Below are 19,020 nucleotides of genomic sequence, written 5' to 3'. Positions count from 1 at the left end.
CTACCGGCCGGTCCCCAGCAGCGCCAGCACCGGCCCACCGGCCAGACCGAGGACCACGGACAGGCCCGCCGCCCCGTACGCGGTGACGGACGCGGCGCGGACCACGTCGTACGGCGCTCCGCCCCGGCCGGGGAACACCGCCGGGGCGAGCCAGCGCAGGTAGTAGAAGAGGGAGGCCACGGTGTTGACGGCGGCCACCACCGCGAGCCAGCCGTAGCCGCCGTCGAACGCGGCGCTGAACGCCTCCAGCTTGCCGAGGAAGACCGCCGTCGGCGGCGTCCCCACCAGGCCCAGCAGACAGACGGCCAGGGCTGCGGCGAGGCCCGGCCGGTCCCGGCCCAGGCCCCGGTAGTCCTCGGTCTCCCGGTGCGCGGGCAGGGCGCAGACCACGGCGAAGGCGCCGAGGTTCGTCAGGGCGTAGGCGGCCAGATAGAACAGCAGCGCCTGCTGGGCGAGGTCCGTACGGCCCGCCACGGCGACCGGCATCAGCAGATAGCCGACCTGACTGATCGTCGAGTAGGCCAGCAGCCGCCGCACGTCCCGCTGGAAGAAGGCCGCCAGATTGCCGAGCGTCATCGACGCCGCGGACAGTACGGCGACCAGTGCCGCCCAGGACACGTCCGCGCCCGGCAGGGCCTCCGTACCCAGCCGGTACAGCGCCGCCAGCGCCCCGATCTTCGGCAGCGTGCTCAGGAACGCCGCCACCGGAGCCGCGCTGCCCTGCACCGCGTCCGGCACCCAGAAGTGCCCCGGCACACCCCCGGCCTTGAACAGCAGCCCGGCGAGCAGCGCCACGACACCGGCCGCCGCCAACCCGCCCGGTGCCATGGGGAGTTCGGCCCGCAGCACCGGGTACGCCGTCCCGCGCCCGGCGGCGTACAGGATGGTCACCCCGGCCAGCATCACCACACCGAGGAACGCCCCGACGACGTAGAACTTCAGCGCGGCCTCCGTCCCGTACGCGTCCTTGCGGAAACCGGCGAGGACGTACGACGGGACACTCGCCAGCAGATACGCCGCCGCCAGCAACAGCAGATCGGCCGCACCGGCGAGCATCAGCGCGCCCAGCGCGGCGAGCTGGAGCAGGACGTGGAACTCGCTCTCGCGCGGATCGGCCCGCAGCGGTACGGCGCTCAGGACCAGCACCAGCAGGGTGCCGCCGAGAACGGTGATCCGGGCGGTGTTGGTGACCGGGTCGACGCTGAACGCCCCGTCGAACGCGGTGGTCGCCGGTGCCAGCGCCGCCGCCACGATCCCTGCGGCGCACGCCACCGCGGCCAGCGCCCCGACCAGCCACTGCCGGGTGCGCGGCAGCCAGGAGCCGAGCAGCAGCCCCAGCACTGCGGAGGCGGTGAGGAGGACCTCCGGCAGCAGCTCCAGCGGGTTCTCGTCCATGGCGGCGGCGGTCAGCGAGGTCATCGCGCCAACAGCTCCAGCAGCCGTCGGGACGCGGGCTCGACGACGTCCAGCAGGAACCGCGGCGCGAGCCCGATCACCACGCCCAGGGCCAGCAGCGGCACGACGGCGGCGCCCTCGTGGCCCCGGACGTCGGGGAACGGCCGGTCCGCGCCCGGCGCCGCCACCGGAAGTCGTAGCGGCCCGAGGAAGACCTGCTGGAAGGCGCGCAGGAAGAGTGCGGCGGTGAGCAGAATGCCGAGGACCGCCAGCGCGGTCGCCACCGGCCGGGGACCCAGGCTCCCCGCGAGGATCTGGAACTCCGCGATGAAGCCCGAGAACCCCGGCAGCCCCAGCGACGCGAACGCCGCGACGCCCGTGCACGCGGCGAGCACCGGAGCGCGCCCGGCGACACCGGAGTAGGCGGCCATGTCGTAGGTCCGGCCCCGTTCGTACAGGACGCCCGCGAGCAGGAACAGCGCGCCGGTGAGCAGACCATGACTGACCATCTGCACCACCGACCCGGTCACCGCGAGCTGCCGCGCCTCCTCCCGCCCGCCGCCCACGGAACCGGCGGCACCGACGGCCAGCACGATGTACCCCATGTGGTTGACCGAGGTGTAGGCGATCATCCGCTTGAAGTCGGTCTGCGCGAGCGCGACCAGCGCCCCGTACAGCACCGACACCACGCCCACCACGACGAGGACCGGGGCGTACGTACGCCATGCCTCCGGCAGCACCGGCATCGCGATCCGCAGGAACCCGTAGGTGCCCATCTTCAGCAGCACCCCGGCCAGGATCGCCGACCCGGCGGCGGGCGCCTCGGTGTGGGCGGGCGGCAGCCAGGTGTGGAACGGCACGGTCGGCGTCTTCACCGCGAGGCCGACACCGACCGCGAGCAGCACCAGCGCGCCGTACCCGGAGCGGCCCGCCAAGGGGTTCTCCCGGGTGAGGTCGACGATGTCGAAGGTGTGCGGCTCGGCCGCGAGGTACAGCCCGATGAAGCCGAGCAGCAGCGCCAGCGACCCGATGAACGTGTACAGGAAGAACTTCAGCGCCGCCCGGGCCGCGCCCCGGTGCCCCCAACCGGCGATCACGAAGTACATGGCCACGATCGACAGGTCGAAGAAGAGGAAGAACAGGATCAGGTCCAGCGCCACGAACAGCCCGAGGCAGGTCGTCTGGAGGAAGAGGAACAGCGCTGCGAACTCCCTGACCTTGGGGGTGCCGCGCAGTGCGTACAGCGCGCAGGCCAGGAACAGCACGCAGGTCAGCGCCACCAGCGGCAGCGACAGCCCGTCGACGCCGACGTGGTAGCTCACGCCCGCGCCGGGGATCCAGCGCGCCCGGGTCTCGTACTGCGTCCCGCCGTCGGCCCGGTAGCCCGCCCACACCGTGACGGCGAGGGCCAGTTCGACGGCCGCGGTCGCCGTCCACGCCCAGCGGAACAGCCCGCGCGGCGCCGCGCGCGGCACGCACAGCAGCAGCGCCGCCACGACGGTCGGCAGCAAAACCAGGACGGTGAGCACGGCGGTCACCTCACGAGGACGCGGAGGACGAGGACGGTGTGCAGGGCGGTCACCTCACGAGGACGCGGAGGACGAGGATGGTGTGCACGGCGGTCACCTCACGAGGACGCGGACGACGAGGACGGTGTGCACGGCGGTCACCTCACCAGCGCGAGGACGACGGCGAGGACGGTGAAGGCCGCGACGGCCTGGGCGAGGTACTGGTGCAGTTGCCCGGTCTGCGGGCGCCGCGCCCAGCGCCCCAGCGCCCCGGCGCCCGACGCCACCCCCTCCACGGCCCCGTCGACGAGCCCCCGCTCGGCACGCCGGTCGGTCCGCCCCGCCAGCCGGACGACGCCCCGCGCGGCGCCCTCCACCCCCCGGTCCAGCACCCGGTCGTCGAACACGGCCAGCGCACGGCCCAGCCCGAGGACCGGCCGTACGACGACGGCGCGGGCCAGCGCCTCCAGGCCCAGCCAGTCGACGAACCAGCCCCGCACGCGCGCGTGCGGCACGGGTACATCCCGCGCGCCCCACACCCACGCGGCGCCGGACGCCGCCACGGCCAGCGCGCCGGAGAGCACGAACTCCCCGGTGTGCGGGGCGGCCTGAGGGCCGAGCACCCGGACCACGGCGTCCCACACGGGCGGGAAGGCGGGCGCCGTCAGCGCCGCGCAGGCGACGGCGAGCACGAGCAGCGGCAGCCCTCCGGCAAGGGGCATCCGACGGCCGGTGCCGGGGGCGCCCCGCCCGTCGTCGGGCCGCCACACGAACCACAGCGCCTTCACGCTGTACGCCGCCGACACCACCGCCGCCGCCAGCCCCGCCGCGTACAGCCACGGGCTCCGCTCCAGCGCGGCGGCCAGCAGGACGTCCTTGGCCGCCCACAGCGACAGCGGCGGCACCCCGGCCAGCGTCAGCGCGGCGACGGTGAAGGCGGCCCCGGCCACGCGGTGCCGCCGCGCCGCGCCCCGCAGCGCGGGCAGCGCCTTGGTGCCGAGCAGGGTCAGCCAGGCACCGGCGGCGAGGAAGGCCAGGCTCTTGGCGGCGGCGTGCGCCATCAGCTGCAGGGTGCCCCCGGCGGTCCCGTGGACCCCGGCGGCCAGCACCATGAACCCGATCTGCGCACAACTGGACGCCGCCAGCAACTGCTTGAGGTCGCGCTGCGCCACGGCGACCAGCCCGAGCAGCACCGAGGTCGCCGCCCCGGTCCACGCGACGGCCGGTGCGCCCCAGCCGGAGGCGTCGAGCAGCGGCCCGAGCCGCAGCAGCAGATACGCCCCCGCCACCACCATGGTCGCTGAGTGCAGCAGCGCCGAGACGGGTGCCGGGCCCCACATGGCGCGGGAGAGCCAGAAGGCGAAGGGCAACTGCGCCGACTTGCCGAGCGCCGACACGACCACCCCCGCCGTGAGCAGGGACAGCCAGGGGCCGGTGGCCTCGTCCAGCCGGTCCAGCGCGAGCGACCCGGGCCGTCCGCCCGCCAGCGCGGCACCGGCGGCCAGGTACAGGCCGAGATCCGCCGCCCGGGTCGTCAGGAACGCGGTGTCCGCGGCGCGCACCCGCTCCCGGTCCCGCCACCAGTAGCCGATCAACGCCCAGGACGTGGCGCCCATGACCTCCCAGGCCATCAGCAGCACCAGCAGATCGGCCGCGGTGACCGTCGCGAGCATCGCCCCGGCGAACAGCAGCATCAGCCCGAAGAAGCGGGCGCGGGCCTCCCCGGGTCCGATGTCCCAGACGCCGAACACCAGCACGGCGAGGGTGACGGCGGCGACGGTGACCACGAGCAGCCCCGACAGCCCGTCGACCCGCAACCGGTACGGCAGCCCCGCGAGCAGCGGCGCCCGGACGGCCGGATGACCGAAGGCCACCGGGATGGCCAGGCCGAGACCGGCGACGGCGGTGGCCACGGCGACGACGGGAGCCGCCCGGTCGACGACCCGCCCCGCGACCAGCAGCACCGCACCGACCACCACCGGCAGGACGACCAGCGCCCACAGCGTCCCGCTCACTCCCTCAACTCCGCCGCCATGTCGGTCATGTCGACCTCGCGGGTGCGAAAGAGCGCCGTGACGACGGCGAAGCCGACGGCCATCTCGACCGCCATGACGGTGACGGCGACGACGACCAGCACCTGTCCGTCGGCCGCCGTGGGGGAGACGAAGTGCCAGACGGCCGCGGCGGCGACGATCAGTCCGCCCAGCATCAGCTCGAGGCCCATCATCAGCATCACGACCGACTGCTGGGTGAGGGCGCCGAACAGCCCGACGCTGAACAGCGCTGCCGCCAGCAGCAGGAGCAGTTGCAGCGTCACCGGCTGACCCCCGGCCGGTCGACGTCGTACCGGCCACGGCGGGTCGCCAGCACCACGGTGCCGACGATGGTGGCGAACAGGGCCATGCCCAAGGTCATCATGGTGAGCATCTGCGGACCCATCAGCGACATGCCGAGCGCCTTGGTGGGATCCGCGGGCGGCGCGCCACGGCGGTCCGGCCAGTCGGTGACCAGGATGCCGGTGGCCAGCGCGGCGAAGACCAGCCCGCAGATCACGGCCGCGCCCCGGGTGTTGTGCACCATGGACATCGGCATCAGACCGGCCGGGTTCATCATGAACATCACCATGAACACGGCCATGAGGGCCATCTCGATCGTCATCATCAGCACGATCACCACACCGAGGTAGTCCAGGCCCAGCAGCAGCACTTCACCGCCCCCGCAGAGCAGGGCGGTGAGCAGCGCGTACGTCGCCCGCGCCATGGAGTCGACGCGGAACACCAGCACCCCGGCGGCGACGGCGACCACGGCGAGGACCCAGAAGACCACGTCCGTGAGCATGCGAGGCGACCTCCGGTCTCTCAGGGCCTCTGTTCGAGTACGACGACGGCGACCACGAGCGCCTGCACCAGCACCGCCGGGACGAGCACCAGCCACGCCAGCTCCAGATAGCGGTCCATCCGCAGCGTGGGCACCAGACGCCTGCCCGCGACCAGCAGCCCCACCACCGCCGCCGTCTTCAGCAGCGTCCACAGCCAGCCGGGCAGCAGCGGACCGTGCCCGCCACCGAGGAACAGCGGCACGCTGAACGCGGCGGTCACCACCAGCAGCACCCACCGGCCACCCAGCAGCACCAGCCGGTCCACCCCGGACAGTTCGGCCGCCGCCCCGCCCGCCAGGTCCCGCCCGGTCGGCGCGTCGAAGGGACCCCAGAACGACATGGCCAGCGCGCTCACCAGATAGACCACGAGGGCCACCGGCATCCACACTCCGAACCACAGCCCCCGCTGGGCGTCCACCACCTCACCCACCCGCAGCGACCCGGCGCCGAGCGCGGCCGTGGTGATGGCGAGCATGTGCGGCAGCTCGTAGGCCAGCCCTTGGGCGAGGAACCGGTACCCGCCGATCAGTGACAGCACGGAGTTCGGCCCCCAGCCCGCCAGCCACACCGCCGCCCAGGCCAGCGCCTCCATCGCGTTGAACCACACGACGCCCACGCCCAGGTCGCTCACCGGGGTGAAGCCGAGCGGCAGCACCACGGCCGCGAGCACGGCGGCGACGGGCACCAGGACCACACCGGTCCGGCCGAGCACGGTGTCCGCGGCGGTCGTACGGCGGGGCTGCTGCACCAGCAGCCGCAGGGCCTCCCGCGGCGGCGCCGCGGCCTGCGCCAGGACGGTCCGTCCGTCCCGCGCCGACGCGTACAGCACGGCGTCGAGTCCGGCGGCCAGCAGGGCCCCGCCCACCAGCAGCGGCGGCAGCACGAGCACCGCCCACGCGGGTGCGCTGTCAGCCATACGACGCCTCCCGCGCGGGTACGTCGCCCAGCTCGTCCACGTCGGGATCGAGACTGGCGACGATCAGCCGCGCCGCCGCGAACTCCGCGCCCCGCAGCAGCCCCGGCAGCACGTCCAGGAGAGCGGCGGACGGCGGCCGGTCCCCGTCGACCAGGCCCCGCGGCCCCTCGGTGTCGCCGGGCGTGAGCGGCACCGGGTCCTCGAACTCGCCCACGGCCCGCGCCACTTCGCCGAGCCACACCCGTACCCGGTCGTGCACGTCGCCCGTCAGACCCTCGGGGCCGAGCCCCGCGGTGAGCCAGCGCAGGGTGCGCGAGCGCGCCACCCGGCGTACCAGCCGCAGCACTTCGGCGCGGTCCGCGTCGGACGTCCTACCGGCCAGGACCGTGTCCCGCAGCCGCCCCGCGCGGGCGGCGGCCTCGCGCCACCCGGCGACGCCGAGGAACCGGCCGAGGCTGTCCAGATGCGCCGCGCACCGGCGCCGGGCGGCCTCCCCGCGGGTCACGTGCGCGCCGCGGGCCGCCCGCAGCCAGGGGCCGTTCCAGTACGACGTGGACCCGGCGGGCACCGGGAGGTGGCCGACCTCCGCCTCCTGGATGACATCGCCCTGGAGGGCCGTACGCACGATCAGACCGCACGGCCAGTCGGCGAGGGCCGGGCCGAGCGGTACGTGGAGCCGGTCGAGGCGCAGTCCGTCGCGGTCGTCGGCGCGGTCGGCCATGGGCGGGTCGGCGTGCGGTGGCACGGAGGGTTCCGGCGCCGGATGGGAGGCGAGGCGGGCGGCGGCCGTGTCCAGCCGGTCGGCGAGGTCCGCCGTGCCGGGCAGGGCGACCCGCTGCCGGGGCGCGGGCACCTGCCGCCACACGGCGTCGAGCAGGGCGTCGTCGGTACCGCCCGCGACGACCAGCAGGTTGGCGGCGGCGGGGGACAGCGCCCGGGGCCAGCCGCGCCGCCGCAGTTCCGCCTCGGCCGCCAGGCGGACGGCGGTCGCCCCGGGGAGCGGCACCAGCAGGACGGCCGGGCGGGCCAGGGCCGTACGCCGCAGGGCGGCTCTCACGTCCATCGGAACGCACCCTCGCGCCAGGCGTAGAGCACACCCGCGAACAGGATCCCGAGGAACAGGAACATCTCCACGACGGCACTGCTGCCGACCTCGGACACCACCCTGACCCAGGGGTACATGAACAGCATCTCCATGTCGAAGGCCAGGAAGATCATGGTGACCGGGTACCAGCGCACATGGAAACGGGAGAACGCGTGCTCGCGCGGTGCCGGGCCGCCGCTGAACGGTCCGCTCCGCATGGGCTGCTCCGCCGTCGAGAGCCAGGCGCCCCAGGCGTAGAGGACCGCCACGCCCCCGACCACCACGCCGAGGAGGGCCGTCACCGGCTGCCATCCGCTCATGCGCCCATGGTGCCGCCGCGCGGTGGGACGGGCGGGCAGACGCGCCCGGGGCCGGGGTGATCAGCTCTTGGGGGCGATCTCCTCGATCAGGCCTTCGACGAGCTTCCTGATCTCGTCGCGGATGGGTCGTACGGCTTCGACGCCCTGTCCGGCCGGGTCGTCGAGCTGCCAGTCCAGGTAGCGCTTGCCGGGGAAGACGGGGCAGGTGTCGCCGCAGCCCATGGTGATGCAGACGTCGGACTCCTTGACGGCGTCCACCGTGAGCGTCTTGGGGACCTCCGCCGAGATGTCGATGCCGACCTCGCGCATCGCCTCGACGGCCGCGGGGTTGACCTCGGCGCCCGGGTGGGAGCCCGCGGAGCGGACCTCGACGCGGTCTCCGGCGAGATGGGTGAGCCAGGCGGCGGCCATCTGGGAACGGCCCGCGTTGTGCACGCAGACGAACAGCACGGAGGGCTTGTCGGACATCGGGGTCTCACCTGTCTCGGAGGGAAGCGGGGTAGATGGCATCAGCACTCAGTGGTGTCAGCTACCACTGATGTGACAGTATCAGTGCATGATGACGTCAGTCGACACTGACCTGATCCGGGTTCTGGCGGACCCGCTCAGGCTCCGGATCGTGACCCTGCTCGCCCAGGAGACGCTGTGCACCAGCCACCTCGTGGAGGAGACCGGCGCCAAGCAGACCAACCTCTCCAACCATCTGAGAGTCCTGCGCGAGGCGGGAGTCGTCGAGACGGAGCCCTGCGGCCGGTTCACGTACTACAAGCTGCGCCCGGACGTCATCGCCCAGCTCGCGGGCGAGTTCGCCGAGCTGGCCGAGTCCGCCCGTACGGCCGCGGACAACAAGCGGTCCTGTCCCTGATCCGCCGCGTACGGCGACCACGACCGAGGAGTCATCGTTGAGCGTCACCGAGGAGACCGCCGGGCAGCCCGCGGCCCCTGCCGCCGAGCCCCGGCCCGCCCCCGGCGCCACCCCGCCGAGCGCGCCCCTGCTCGCCCGGGCCGCCGCCGAGCTGGTGGGTACGGCCGCGCTGGTGGCGGTGGTGGTCGGCTCCGGCATCCAGGCCACCGAGCTGACCCGGGACGTGGGTGTGCAACTGCTGGCCAACTCCCTGGCCACGGTCTTCGGGCTCGGCGTGCTGATCACCCTGCTCGGCCCGGTCTCCGGGGCGCACTTCAACCCCGCCGTCACCCTGGCCGAGTGGTGGACCGCCCGCCGCGGCGGCCCCGGGGTCGGTGCGCGGGAGGTGGCCGTCTACGTCCCGGCGCAGACCGTGGGCGCGATCGCGGGCGCGGTGCTGGCGAACGCGATGTTCGGTGAGCCGCTGGTCGCCTGGTCCGCACACGACCGCTCGGCGGGGCAGCTGCTGCTGGGCGAGGTGGTCGCCACGGCGGGCCTGATCCTGCTGATCTTCGGGCTGGCCCGCACCGACCGGCTGCGCTTCGCCCCGGCCGCGGTCGCCTCGTACATCGGCGCCGCGTACTGGTTCACCTCCTCCACCTCCTTCGCCAATCCGGCGGTGACCGTCGGGCGCGCCTTCACCGACACCTTCGCGGGGATCGCGCCGGGATCCGTGCCGGGGTTCATCGGCATGCAGCTGGTGGGGGCGGCGGCCGGGCTCGCGCTGGTCTCGGTGGTCTTCATGACCGCGAAGACCGCGAAGACCGCGAAGACCGCGTAGGCCGCGTAGGCCGCGTAGACCGCATAGACCACGAAGACCGCGTCGGCCTCCAGCGGGTGAGTCGTCGGCCGCCGGGCCCCCTGAACTCAAGACCGGCGGTTCCCTCTTGCCGTAGATCGACTCAGGCGCTTCACTTGGCCCACCTCCCACAGGAGAACAACCCCGCTCCACCAGCAGAAGGGTCAGTTCTTTTGTCAGCCATACGCGCCACCGCCGTCACCGCGGCGGCCTGTGCGGCCGTGCTCACCGCGGCACTGCCGTCCTCGGCCATCAACTCCTACAACGCGACGCCCGCCCCCGAACGCACCGAGGTCGGCGCGCTCGTCGCCACCTGGGACAACGACGCCGACCCCACCACCCCGGACCGGGTCGACTGGGTCTGCTCCGGCACCATGATCGACGCCGACACCTTCCTCACCGCCGCCCACTGCACCACCGACTGGCCGGACAACGTGAAGTTCCACGTGTCCCTCGACCAGGACGTGCAGTCCGGACTCGACGCCGCCGCCCAGCGGTACCCGGGCGACCCGGCCGCCCAGGCCCGGGCCGTCGCCGTGGAGGGCACCGCCCACAACCACCCCGGCTACCCCGGTCCCGCCTCCGACACCCGGGACATCTCGGTCGTCGAACTGTCCGCCGCCAAGGTCAGGGACCGCTGGAGCTTCACCCCGGCGACCCTGCCGACCGCGAACCAACTGGGCATGCTCGGGGCGCGCGGCCTCAACTCCACCGACTGGTTCGTGGCGGGCTACGGCACCCAGGAGGCCGCCCGTGGCCCCGGTGGCCATACCCACCCCGGCGGCGGCGTCCGCATGAAGGCGCCCGTCACCTTCGACGCCCTCAACAACGCCTGGGCACGCCTGGCGATGACCGCCCCGCAGGGCAACGGCGGTGCCTGCTACGGCGATTCGGGCGGCCCCAACTTCGCGGTCATCGACGGCCGCGCCGTCCTGGCCGCCACCACGATCACCGGCGACTCCCCGTGCTACGCCACGAATGTGACGTACCGGCTGGACACCCCCGGCGCCCGCGCGTTCCTGGCGCCGTTCGTGCAATTGCCGTAGCCGGACCGTCGTTTCCGAAGCCGCCGTGGTCCGGGGCCGTCAGGTCCGAAGGCTTCCGGGCCACGGCCGGGTTTGCGGGGCGCCGGGTGTGACACCCGTAGGAGCGGGTGCGCTGTACCGGTTGGGCCCGTGACCGCGGCCCCGCGGGACCCGCGACCTCCCTCCCGGCGGGTCCTCGCGCACGGGGCGGGCAGGCGACACACTCCCCCCGTCCGCCTGCCCGTCCCGCACCCAGGGCGCCTTGGCGCGGTGGCTTCAGAAACGAGGTGGGTGTGGGCGTGCTCGTGGCGGAGCGGTACCGGTTGGACGAACCGATGGGACGCGGCGCGATGGGCGAGGTCTGGCGCGCCACCGACGAGATCCTCGGCCGCCCCGTCGCCGTGAAGCTGCTGCCCCCCGAGGGCACCGGCCCGGACGGCGCCGAGGACGCCGAACGCTTCCGGCTGGAGGCACAGACCGCCGCCCGCGTCAGCCACCCCAACCTGGTGCGCGTCTACGACTTCGGCTCCCAGGACGGGCGGCCGTATCTGGTCATGGAACTCGTCGACGGCCACAGCCTCGCCGAGGAACGCGACCGGCGCACCGTGCTCGGCCCCGAGGAGGCCACGGACATCGCCGCGCAGATGGCCGCGGGCCTGGCCGCCGCCCACCGCCGTCAGGTCGTGCACCGTGACATCAAGCCCGGCAACGTGATGCTCACGGCCGACCGCACCGTGAAGATCACGGACTTCGGGATCGCCCGCTTCACCGACACCGCCGCCCGCACCCTGACCGCCACCGGCAAGGTCATCGGCTCCGCCGCCTATCTGGCCCCCGAGCGCGCTGTCGGCCGTCCGGGCAGGCCCGCCTCCGACGTGTACGCGCTCGGCTGTGTGCTGTACGAACTGCTCACCGGCCGCCCGCCGTTCGTCGGTACGTCCCTCACCGTGGTCCAGCAGCACGTCGACGCCGTGCCCGCGCCGCCCGGCGAACTGCGCCCCGCGATCGGCCCCGCGCTGGCCGACTACGTGCTGCGCCTGCTGGCCAAGGACCCCGAGCGGCGCCCGACGGCCGAGCACGCGGCGCTGTGGCTGGCCGCCGCGCGGCATGCCGACCCGGCGGAGGAGACGGTCGTCCTGCCCCGGGGGCGGCCCCTCGCCCCGACCGCCGTCCTGCCGGTGGCGGCGGACCGTCCCGCCCGGCCGCTGAAGGGCGTCGCGGGTCTGGCCGGTGCCGCCCTGCTCAGCGCGGCCCTCGGCCTGGGCGCGTCCGTCACGTCCGGCGGCGACCCGAAGGCCCCCGACCCGCGCCCGACCTCCGAGCCGACCGCACCCCGCGAAGGGGGCGAGGAGCCCAAGGGGACCGGGCTCAGCCCAGCTTCTTCAGCAGCTCCGCGGCGAGCGGCGCGGAGGACGCCGGGTTCTGGCCGGTGACCAGATCGCGGTCGACGACCACGTTCGGCACCCACGGCTCACCGGCCGCGACCTCGACGCCCGCCTCCCGCAGCCGGGTCTCCAGCAGCCACTTCGCCCGGTCGGCGAGGCCGCCCAGGGTCTCCTCGGCGTTGGTGAAGGCGGCCACCCGGTACCCCGCGAAGGCGTTGGTGCCGTCCGCGCGCTCGGCGGCCAGCAGCGCGGCCGGACCGTGGCAGACCACGCCCAGCGGCGTGCCCGCGTCCAGCGCGTCGGTCAGCAGACGGCCCGACACCGGGTCCACGGCGAGGTCCTCCATCGGGCCGTGGCCGCCGGGGTAGAACACGGCGGCGTAGTCGCCGAGGTCGACCTCCTCCAGCTTGACCGGGTGCTCCAGCTCCGTCATCGCCGCGAGGGCGGCCACGATCCGGTCGGCGCCCTCCTGCCCGCCGTTGACGTCGGCGGCCAGGCTGCCCCGGTCGACGGTGGGGACGACGCCGCCCGGCGTGGCGACGACGACCTCATGACCGGCGGCCCGGAACGCCTCGTACGGGGCGACGGCCTCCTCGGCCCAGAAGCCGGTGGGGTGCGCGGTGCCGTCGGCGAGGGTCCAGTGGTCGGCGCCGGTCATCACGAAAAGGATCTTGGACATCGGGCTACTCCGGGAGCGTGCCCGGCCGGTGGGCCGGGGCTGCGGTCGCCGACGCTCCGGAAGCCGGACCGCCGACGCGGTGACGCCCTCGACGGTAGGCCGAGGACCCATCGGTATCCAATGCGAAAGCCAATGTCAGACATCGGCATTCCAATGGGTCGGTCGTGGGTCCTGTCGACGGACCCGGCGCCCGACCGGGGGACCTCGTCCCGGTGGGCGTACGACTCCCGCGGACTGCCGCGCGGCGCCGCGACGACCTCCGAGGGGCCCCGGACCGCTTGGCCGCGTCGATCAGGTCGTCCTCGCCCGCGGGGAAGTCGACGTCCTTGACGGCCCTCACCACGTCCCGGGACTCGTCGTGCGGTTCATGAGTGCCACCTGCTGCCGCTCGGGTCACTGCCTGGCGGGTAACCACGAGCGCCCCGCCACTCACCGCGGCAGGACAGGATTGCACCGCGCCCGATCGGGTACGCGTCGGTCACCGCACCGGGCGGCGATCTTGGCCCGGGCGGGGCCGCACGACCGCCACGACCAGGGAATCCACCATGGACACACCCGCGAACGACCCGCACGCCACTCCGGCCCGGCAGGCGCTGGACGCACTGGTCGTCAACACCGAGGACCAGGCGGCGCTGGACACGCTCGCGAGCAGCGACGTGCTGGTGCCGGTGCCCGACGACGTAGGCGACGAGGACGCCACCAACCCCGCCGCCGTAGCGCTGCCCGTCCTCGAGCAGCCGGGCGGCGAACCCGTGGTGCCGGTGTTCACCTCGGAGCCGGAGATGGCCGAGCTGCTGCCGTTCGTCTCCCGCTACCGCATGATCCCGCTGGGCGCGCTCGCCTCGCAGTGGCCCTCGGACGACCTGTCCCTGACCATCGACGCCAGCTCCGACCACGGCCTGACCCTCACCTCGGAGGGGGTGCGCAATCTGCTGGCGAGGCCGTAGGCGACGGCTGCCCGGGTGACTAGTCGCCCAGCATCCGCGCCAGCACCGCCCGCTGCACCGGCAGCACCTCGGCGTGCAGCGCCCGGCCCTTGTCGGTCGGGCGCACCCACACCCCGCGCCGGTCGTCGGTGCACATGGAACGCTCGACCAGACCGTCCTTCTCCAGGCGGCCGATGAGCCGGGACAGGGCGCTCTGGCTCAGGTGCACCCGTCCGACCAGGTTCTGCACCCGGCACTGGGCGTCCTCGTCGAGGGCCTCCGTGGTGAGCACGTCGAGCACCTCGAAGTCGCTGGCGCCGATGCCGTGCGGATGCAGGGCCCGGTCGATCTCGGCCACGGTGCGCGCGTGCACGCCGAGGATCTCCCGCCACCGTTGCGCAAGGCCCGCGTCGGCCGTTTTCGCTGCCATACCCGCACGGTAACACCGATTCCACCGGTCGTTGAGTGTGCAACTAGTGTGCGGGGCAGCCGTCGGCCTAGGCGGGCGGGTTCTGGGTCAGCCCCACGAGGTTTCCGTCGGCGTCCTTCACGAAGGCGATCAGCTTGCCGCCGCCCACGTCCTGTACGTCGAGCACGGGCTCCGCCCCGGCGGCCACCAGCGCCGCGAGGCTCTCCCGGATGTCGGCCACGGGCCAGTAGGGGACCGGACCGGTCATGCCCTTGGCGTGCCCGTTGGGGTCGAGCCCGACGTCCTGCCCGCCGACCCGGAACCCGACGTAGTAGGACTCGTCCGCGTACGGCTCGACCCCCAGCAACGCGCTGAACAGCGCCTTCGCCCGGTCCAGGTCCTTGACGGGGTAGATGATCGTGTCCGCTGCCTCGGTCATGACGTACTCCTTGGTACGAGGTGAGAGCTGCCCGGCGCCCGTTCGCGCCGGTGATCTCACGCTAGGCCGGGCGAGCGGCGGGCCGCTTCTCGAATCCTGACCGGTTGCCCGGACCCCGCGCCGACCCGTCAGGTCGACTCCCGCACCACCAGCTCCGTCGGCAGGATGACCGCCGCCTGCGCCTCCCCGCCCATCTGGGCGAGCAGCACCCGGACCATCTCGGCGCTGATCCGGTCCCAGGGCTGCCGTATGGTCGTCAGCTCGGGGCTGACGGAGACCGCGGCGGGGGAGTCGTCGAAGCCGCCGACCGCGATGTCCCGCGGCACCCGGCGCCCCGCCCGCTGGAGCGCGGCGAGCACGCCCTGCGCCATCAGGTCGGAGGCGACGAACACCGCGTCCATGTCCGGCGCCCGCTCAAGGAGGCGCTCGGCGCCCGCCTCACCGCTGGCCCGGCTGTAGTCGCCGGAGACGACGAGCCGCTCGTCGACCGCGATGCCCGCTTCGGTGAGCACCTCCTTGTAACCGGCGAGGCGCTCCACACCCCCGGGCGTGTCCAGCGGACCGGTGACCACGCCGATCCGCCGCCGCCCCAGCGACAGCAGATGCCGCACCATGTCCCGGGCGCCGTCCCGGTCGTCGGCGGCCACATAGCTGACCTTGGAACCGAGCCCGATCGGCTTGCCGCAGGCCACCAGCGGCACCCCCGCCTCGCGCAGCTCCTGCGCCACCGGATCGCCGGAGTGGCTGGAGACCAGCAGCACCCCGTCGACATGCCCGGCGGTGATGTACCGGGTGATGCGCCGCCGCTCGTCCTCCGTGCCCGCCAGCATCAGCAGCAGCGCGACGTCGTGCGCCGCCAGCGCCTGGGTGCAACCGCGCAGCAGCACATTGAAGTTGGGGTCCTCGAAGAACCGCTCCTGCGGCTCGGTGAGCAGGAAGCCGACCGAGTCGGAGCGCCCGGTGATCAGCGACCGGGCGTGCCGGTTGACGACGTAACCCGTCTTGCGGATGGCCGCGTTGACGGCTTCCTGCGCGGCCGGGCTGACGTAGTGACCGCCGTTGAGGACCCGTGAGACGGTGCCGCGCGAGACGCCCGCCTCGCGCGCCACGTCATGGATCGTCGGCGGTCTGCGCCTGCCCCCCGTGGTGTTGCTCATGGTCATGACTTTACGGCCCCGGACAGCAGATCCAGGCTCCAGAACCGTTGGATGACCAGGAACAGCGCGACCAGCGGCAGCACCGCGAGGAACGCGCCGGTGATCACCAGGGTGTACAGCGCCGGAGTGTTGGAACCCTGTTCGAGCAAGGTGTGCAGACCGAGTGTGATGGGGAACTTCTCGTCGTCGCTGAGCATGATGTACGGCAGCAGGAAGTTGTTCCAGATGGCCACGAACTGGAACAGGAACACCGTCACCAGACCCGGGACCATCATCGGCAGCGCGATCCGGGTGAAGATCCGCCACTCGCCCGCCCCGTCCATCCGCCCGGCCTCCACCACATCGGCGGGCACGGCGGCGGCGGCGTAGATCCGCGAGAGGTAGACGCCGTACGGGGAGAGGATCTGCGGCAGCAGCACGGACAGGTAGGAGTCCGTGAGGTCCGCCTTCGCCAGCAGCAGGTACTGCGGGATGGCGAGGATCACCGGCGGCATCAGCACGCCCGCCAGCAGCACGTTGAACATCGTCTCCCGGCCGCGGAAGCGGTAGGTCGCCAGCGCGTAGCCGCTGAAGGAGGAGACGACCGTCGACAGCAGCGCGCCGAGGACGGCGTAGAGGGCGGAGTTGCCCATCCACTGCCAGTACACGCCGTCGCGGTAGGCGTTCAGGTCGGAGAGGTTCTCCGTGAAGCCGCTGCCCGGCAGGAAGGTGAACGTGGAGAACAGCTCGCTGCCCGACTTGGTGGACGCGATCACCACCCAGGCCACGGGCAGCAGACAGTACAGCGCGCCCAGCAGCAGGGTGAGCGTCGGGATGAGCGCGACACGGCGGCGCAGCGGCGGTCCCTGCGCGGTGCCCGGGGTGGTCCCGGCCGCCGGGGCGGCCTTGCGGACGGCAACGGAACTCATCGTGCGGCTCCTTGACTGATGTCCCGCCTGTTGCGGCGGTTCGCGGCCCGCAGGAAGCCGAACGACAGCACCAGGGTCACCAGCGCGATCAGCGTCGCCTGGGCGGCGGCCGCGTGGATGTCGCCCTTGCCGAAGGCGTCCTGGTACACCTTCATCAGCGGACTCCAGGTGGTGGACACGGAGTTGGTGAGCGGTTTGAGGGTGGTCGGCTCGCTGAACACCTGGAGCGTCGCGATGATCGAGAAGAAGAAGGTCAGCACCAGCGAGGGCGCCACCATCGGGATCTTGATCCGCAGCGCGATCTGCGTGGGCGTGGCCCCGTCCAGCTTGGCCGCCTCGTACACCTCGGCCGGGATCGACTGGAGCGAGGTGTAGATGACGATCATGTTGAAGCCGGTGCCGCCCCACACCGCGATGTTCGACAGGGCGAGATACAGCGGACCGCCGTCCAGCAGATCCGGCTGCGGCAGCCCCAGCCTGTCGAGCACGAAGTAGAAGGGGCTGACGTCCGGCAGATAGAGGAAGCCCCACAGCAGCGCCGCCACCACCCCGGGGATGGCGTACGGCAGGAAGATCGCGAGCCGGGTGAAGGGGGTGAGGCGGACCCGGTCGGAGTCCAGCATCAGCGCGAACAGCAGCGCCAGACCGAGCATGACGGGGACGACGATGCAGCCGTAGCCGACCACGCGCAGCGCCCCGTCGAGGAGTTCGCTGTCGCCGAAGGCGTCGGTGTAGTTCTGGAACCCCGCCCACACTTCGCGCCGCGCCCCGGAGCCAAGGCCCAGGCCGGACACCTTCACCTTGCGGAAGCTGAGCCAGACCGCGTAGCCGATGGGGAGCGCGAAGAAGAGGAGGAAGAGGAGCGTCGCGGGGAGCAGGAAGGCATACGGGGCCCCCTTGACCCCGTACGACCTCCCGCGTGCCGTGCTGGTCACTCGGCGACCTCGAAGCCCTGCTTCTTCATGTCGGCGACCGTGTCCTCCTGCATGGCGTCCAGGGCGGCGGTGAAGTCCGACTTGTTCTTGGCGGCGGCGCCGAACGCGTCCTTGAAGGTGGTGTAGGCGACGTTCACGTTCGGGCCCCAGGCCGAGGGCGCGGTGCTCTTGGCGATCTCGGCGGCCTCGGTGTAGAAGTCGGCCTGGTGGGAGAAGTAGTCCGGCGGCGTGGTGAAGGCGCCGCTGAGCTGGGCGGCGGTGGAGGCCGGGTAGATGCCGCTCTCCTTGGCCAGCGCGTTGAGGGCGTCCCCGTCGGTGTTCAGCCAGGCGGCGAACCTGGCCGCGGCGTCCTGGTTCTTCGAGTCGGTGGTCACGGCGGTGGAGGAGCCGCCCCAGCTGCCGGTGACGTTCTCGCTGTCGGACCACTGGGGGAGCGGGGCCATGGCCCACTTGCCCTTGGTGTCCGGCGCGGCGGTGGTCAGCGTGCCCGGCGCCCACACGGCGCTCACCCAGGCGATCTGCTGACCGGTGTTGAGCGCCTTGTTCCAGGCCGGGGTGTACATCGGCTGGTTGTCGATGGCGCCCTCCTGCACCAGGCCGCCCCAGAACTCGGCGACCTTCTTCGTCGCCGCGTCGTTGATGCCGACCTTCCACCGCTCGCCCTCGGTGGTCCACCACTTGGCGCCCGCCTGCTGGGCGAGGCCCGCGAAGAGGCCGGAGTCATTGGCGGAGAACGTGGTCAGGTCCTTGTCGGGGGCCTTCTTCTTCAGCGCGCGGGCGGTCTCGGCGAACTCGTCCCAGGTGTGCGGGACCTTCAGGCCGTACTCCTTGAACAGGTCCTCGCGGTAGTAGAACATCATCGGCCCGATGTCCTGCGGCACCGCGTAGACCGCGTCCGTGCCCAGCGTCGTCTGCTGCCAGACCCCCTCGGCGAACTTGCCCTGGGCGTCGCCGACCTTGTCGCCTATGTCGGCGAGGGCGTCATTGCTGACCAGGGTCGGCAGCGCCTGGTACTCGGCCTGGACCAGGTCGGGCGCCTTGCCCGCCTTGTGCGCGGTGAGGATCTTGGTGACGAGGGTGTCGCCGGAGGCCTGCTTCTTCACCGTGACGGTGATCTGCTGCTCCTTGCCCGGCCCCTTGTTCCACAGGTCGACGACCTTGTCCATCCCGGGGGTCCAGGTCCAGTACGTCAGCGAGACCGGGCCGGACTGGGCGTCGCCGTCGTCGTCGGACGAGCCGCAGGCGGCGAGCGCGGTGGCGCCGAGGGTGACCGCGAGGGACGTGGCCGCACTTCTCACAAAGAGCCGACGACGCTTGGTGTTGGGCATGGATTTCTCCCCTGGCCTGGGGCCC

Annotated in this window: 21 protein-coding genes; 5 read left to right on the top strand and 16 right to left on the bottom strand. The window is 72.9% G+C overall.

The annotated features are described in order from the left end of the window. From ACFVQG_RS01140 to ACFVQG_RS01100, 9 genes are all read right to left on the bottom strand, one after another. Complete coding sequence (locus ACFVQG_RS01140) at positions 1-1,419, bottom strand: NADH-quinone oxidoreductase subunit N (RefSeq protein WP_383375386.1); 1,419 nt, start codon at positions 1,417-1,419, stop codon at positions 1-3. Next, positions 1,416-2,924, bottom strand: a complete 1,509-nt coding sequence (locus ACFVQG_RS01135) for a NuoM family protein (RefSeq protein WP_383375384.1) — start codon at positions 2,922-2,924, stop codon at positions 1,416-1,418. The genes ACFVQG_RS01140 and ACFVQG_RS01135 overlap by 4 nt, the downstream gene beginning before the upstream one ends. A gap of 137 nt (positions 2,925-3,061) precedes the next feature. After that, positions 3,062-4,918 (bottom strand): NADH-quinone oxidoreductase subunit L, encoded by a 1,857-nt coding sequence (locus ACFVQG_RS01130; protein ID WP_383375382.1) that lies wholly within the window; start codon positions 4,916-4,918, stop codon positions 3,062-3,064. Further along, positions 4,915-5,220: an NADH-quinone oxidoreductase subunit NuoK gene (nuoK, locus tag ACFVQG_RS01125; protein ID WP_383375378.1), complete on the bottom strand. Its 306-nt coding sequence runs from the start codon at positions 5,218-5,220 to the stop codon at positions 4,915-4,917. Before nuoK ends, ACFVQG_RS01130 begins: the two co-directional genes overlap by 4 nt. Further along, on the bottom strand, positions 5,217-5,741 hold the full coding sequence (locus ACFVQG_RS01120) for an NADH-quinone oxidoreductase subunit J (RefSeq protein ID WP_383375376.1): 525 nt from the start codon (positions 5,739-5,741) through the stop codon (positions 5,217-5,219). The genes nuoK and ACFVQG_RS01120 overlap by 4 nt, the downstream gene beginning before the upstream one ends. Before the next feature lie 20 nt (positions 5,742-5,761). Beyond that, positions 5,762-6,697 carry an NADH-quinone oxidoreductase subunit H gene (locus ACFVQG_RS01115; RefSeq protein ID WP_383375374.1) on the bottom strand — a complete coding sequence of 312 codons (936 nt, stop codon included), beginning with the start codon at positions 6,695-6,697 and terminating at the stop codon, positions 5,762-5,764. Continuing rightward, the gene (locus tag ACFVQG_RS01110) at positions 6,690-7,760 is read right to left on the bottom strand and encodes a hypothetical protein (RefSeq protein WP_383375372.1); all 1,071 of its coding nucleotides are present in this window, start codon (positions 7,758-7,760) and stop codon (positions 6,690-6,692) included. Before ACFVQG_RS01110 ends, ACFVQG_RS01115 begins: the two co-directional genes overlap by 8 nt. Beyond that, entirely contained in the window at positions 7,751-8,101 is a 351-nt protein-coding gene (locus tag ACFVQG_RS01105) for an NADH-quinone oxidoreductase subunit A (RefSeq protein ID WP_383375370.1), read from the bottom strand. The genes ACFVQG_RS01110 and ACFVQG_RS01105 overlap by 10 nt, the downstream gene beginning before the upstream one ends. 60 nt (positions 8,102-8,161) lie before the next feature. After that, positions 8,162-8,569 carry an arsenate reductase ArsC gene (locus ACFVQG_RS01100; protein ID WP_383375368.1) on the bottom strand — a complete coding sequence of 136 codons (408 nt, stop codon included), beginning with the start codon at positions 8,567-8,569 and terminating at the stop codon, positions 8,162-8,164. Between the two features lie 88 nt (positions 8,570-8,657). Between ACFVQG_RS01100 and ACFVQG_RS01095 the strand changes: the two genes are divergently transcribed. The 4 genes from ACFVQG_RS01095 to ACFVQG_RS01080 all read left to right on the top strand — a co-directional run bounded on the left by ACFVQG_RS01095 (position 8,658) and on the right by ACFVQG_RS01080 (position 12,262). Beyond that, positions 8,658-8,966 (top strand): ArsR/SmtB family transcription factor, encoded by a 309-nt coding sequence (locus tag ACFVQG_RS01095; protein WP_383375366.1) that lies wholly within the window; start codon positions 8,658-8,660, stop codon positions 8,964-8,966. A gap of 37 nt (positions 8,967-9,003) precedes the next feature. After that, positions 9,004-9,786 carry an aquaporin gene (locus tag ACFVQG_RS01090; RefSeq protein ID WP_383375364.1) on the top strand — a complete coding sequence of 261 codons (783 nt, stop codon included), beginning with the start codon at positions 9,004-9,006 and terminating at the stop codon, positions 9,784-9,786. 191 nt (positions 9,787-9,977) lie between these two features. Next, positions 9,978-10,850, top strand: coding sequence for a trypsin-like serine protease (locus ACFVQG_RS01085; protein ID WP_383375362.1), 873 nt, complete (start codon positions 9,978-9,980; stop codon positions 10,848-10,850). A 272-nt stretch (positions 10,851-11,122) separates the two neighbouring features. Then, positions 11,123-12,262 carry a serine/threonine-protein kinase gene (locus ACFVQG_RS01080; RefSeq protein ID WP_383375360.1) on the top strand — a complete coding sequence of 380 codons (1,140 nt, stop codon included), beginning with the start codon at positions 11,123-11,125 and terminating at the stop codon, positions 12,260-12,262. Here ACFVQG_RS01080 and ACFVQG_RS01075 read toward each other — a convergent pair. Then, entirely contained in the window at positions 12,198-12,893 is a 696-nt protein-coding gene (locus tag ACFVQG_RS01075) for a type 1 glutamine amidotransferase domain-containing protein (RefSeq protein ID WP_383375358.1), read from the bottom strand. The two genes, ACFVQG_RS01080 and ACFVQG_RS01075, sit on opposite strands and share 65 nt — an antisense overlap. A gap of 545 nt (positions 12,894-13,438) precedes the next feature. On the opposite strand from ACFVQG_RS01075, the gene ACFVQG_RS01070 reads away from it, so the two are divergent. Then, positions 13,439-13,840: an SseB family protein gene (locus ACFVQG_RS01070; RefSeq protein ID WP_383375356.1), complete on the top strand. Its 402-nt coding sequence runs from the start codon at positions 13,439-13,441 to the stop codon at positions 13,838-13,840. A gap of 19 nt (positions 13,841-13,859) precedes the next feature. Here the strand turns inward: ACFVQG_RS01070 and ACFVQG_RS01065 are convergent, their stop codons facing one another. The 6 genes from ACFVQG_RS01065 to ACFVQG_RS01040 all read right to left on the bottom strand — a co-directional run bounded on the left by ACFVQG_RS01065 (position 13,860) and on the right by ACFVQG_RS01040 (position 18,995). Then, entirely contained in the window at positions 13,860-14,249 is a 390-nt protein-coding gene (locus ACFVQG_RS01065; protein WP_383375354.1) for a MarR family winged helix-turn-helix transcriptional regulator, read from the bottom strand. 67 nt (positions 14,250-14,316) lie between these two features. After that, positions 14,317-14,667 (bottom strand): VOC family protein, encoded by a 351-nt coding sequence (locus tag ACFVQG_RS01060; RefSeq protein ID WP_383375352.1) that lies wholly within the window; start codon positions 14,665-14,667, stop codon positions 14,317-14,319. Positions 14,668-14,795: 128 nt separating this feature from the next. After that, entirely contained in the window at positions 14,796-15,830 is a 1,035-nt protein-coding gene (locus ACFVQG_RS01055) for a LacI family DNA-binding transcriptional regulator (protein WP_383375350.1), read from the bottom strand. Continuing rightward, on the bottom strand, positions 15,827-16,732 hold the full coding sequence (locus ACFVQG_RS01050) for a carbohydrate ABC transporter permease (protein WP_383375348.1): 906 nt from the start codon (positions 16,730-16,732) through the stop codon (positions 15,827-15,829). Before ACFVQG_RS01050 ends, ACFVQG_RS01055 begins: the two co-directional genes overlap by 4 nt. After that, the gene (locus ACFVQG_RS01045; RefSeq protein ID WP_383375346.1) at positions 16,729-17,667 is read right to left on the bottom strand and encodes a carbohydrate ABC transporter permease; all 939 of its coding nucleotides are present in this window, start codon (positions 17,665-17,667) and stop codon (positions 16,729-16,731) included. The genes ACFVQG_RS01050 and ACFVQG_RS01045 overlap by 4 nt, the downstream gene beginning before the upstream one ends. Further along, positions 17,664-18,995: an ABC transporter substrate-binding protein gene (locus ACFVQG_RS01040; protein ID WP_383375344.1), complete on the bottom strand. Its 1,332-nt coding sequence runs from the start codon at positions 18,993-18,995 to the stop codon at positions 17,664-17,666. Before ACFVQG_RS01040 ends, ACFVQG_RS01045 begins: the two co-directional genes overlap by 4 nt. Between the last annotated feature and the right edge of the window lie 25 nt (positions 18,996-19,020).

Source organism: Streptomyces sp. NPDC057877 (assembly GCF_042796855.1).
Lineage (GTDB): Bacteria > Actinomycetota > Actinomycetes > Streptomycetales > Streptomycetaceae > Streptomyces.
The sequence above is the reverse complement of the archived record's forward strand: the minus strand, read 5'-3'. Positions and strand labels throughout refer to the sequence as shown.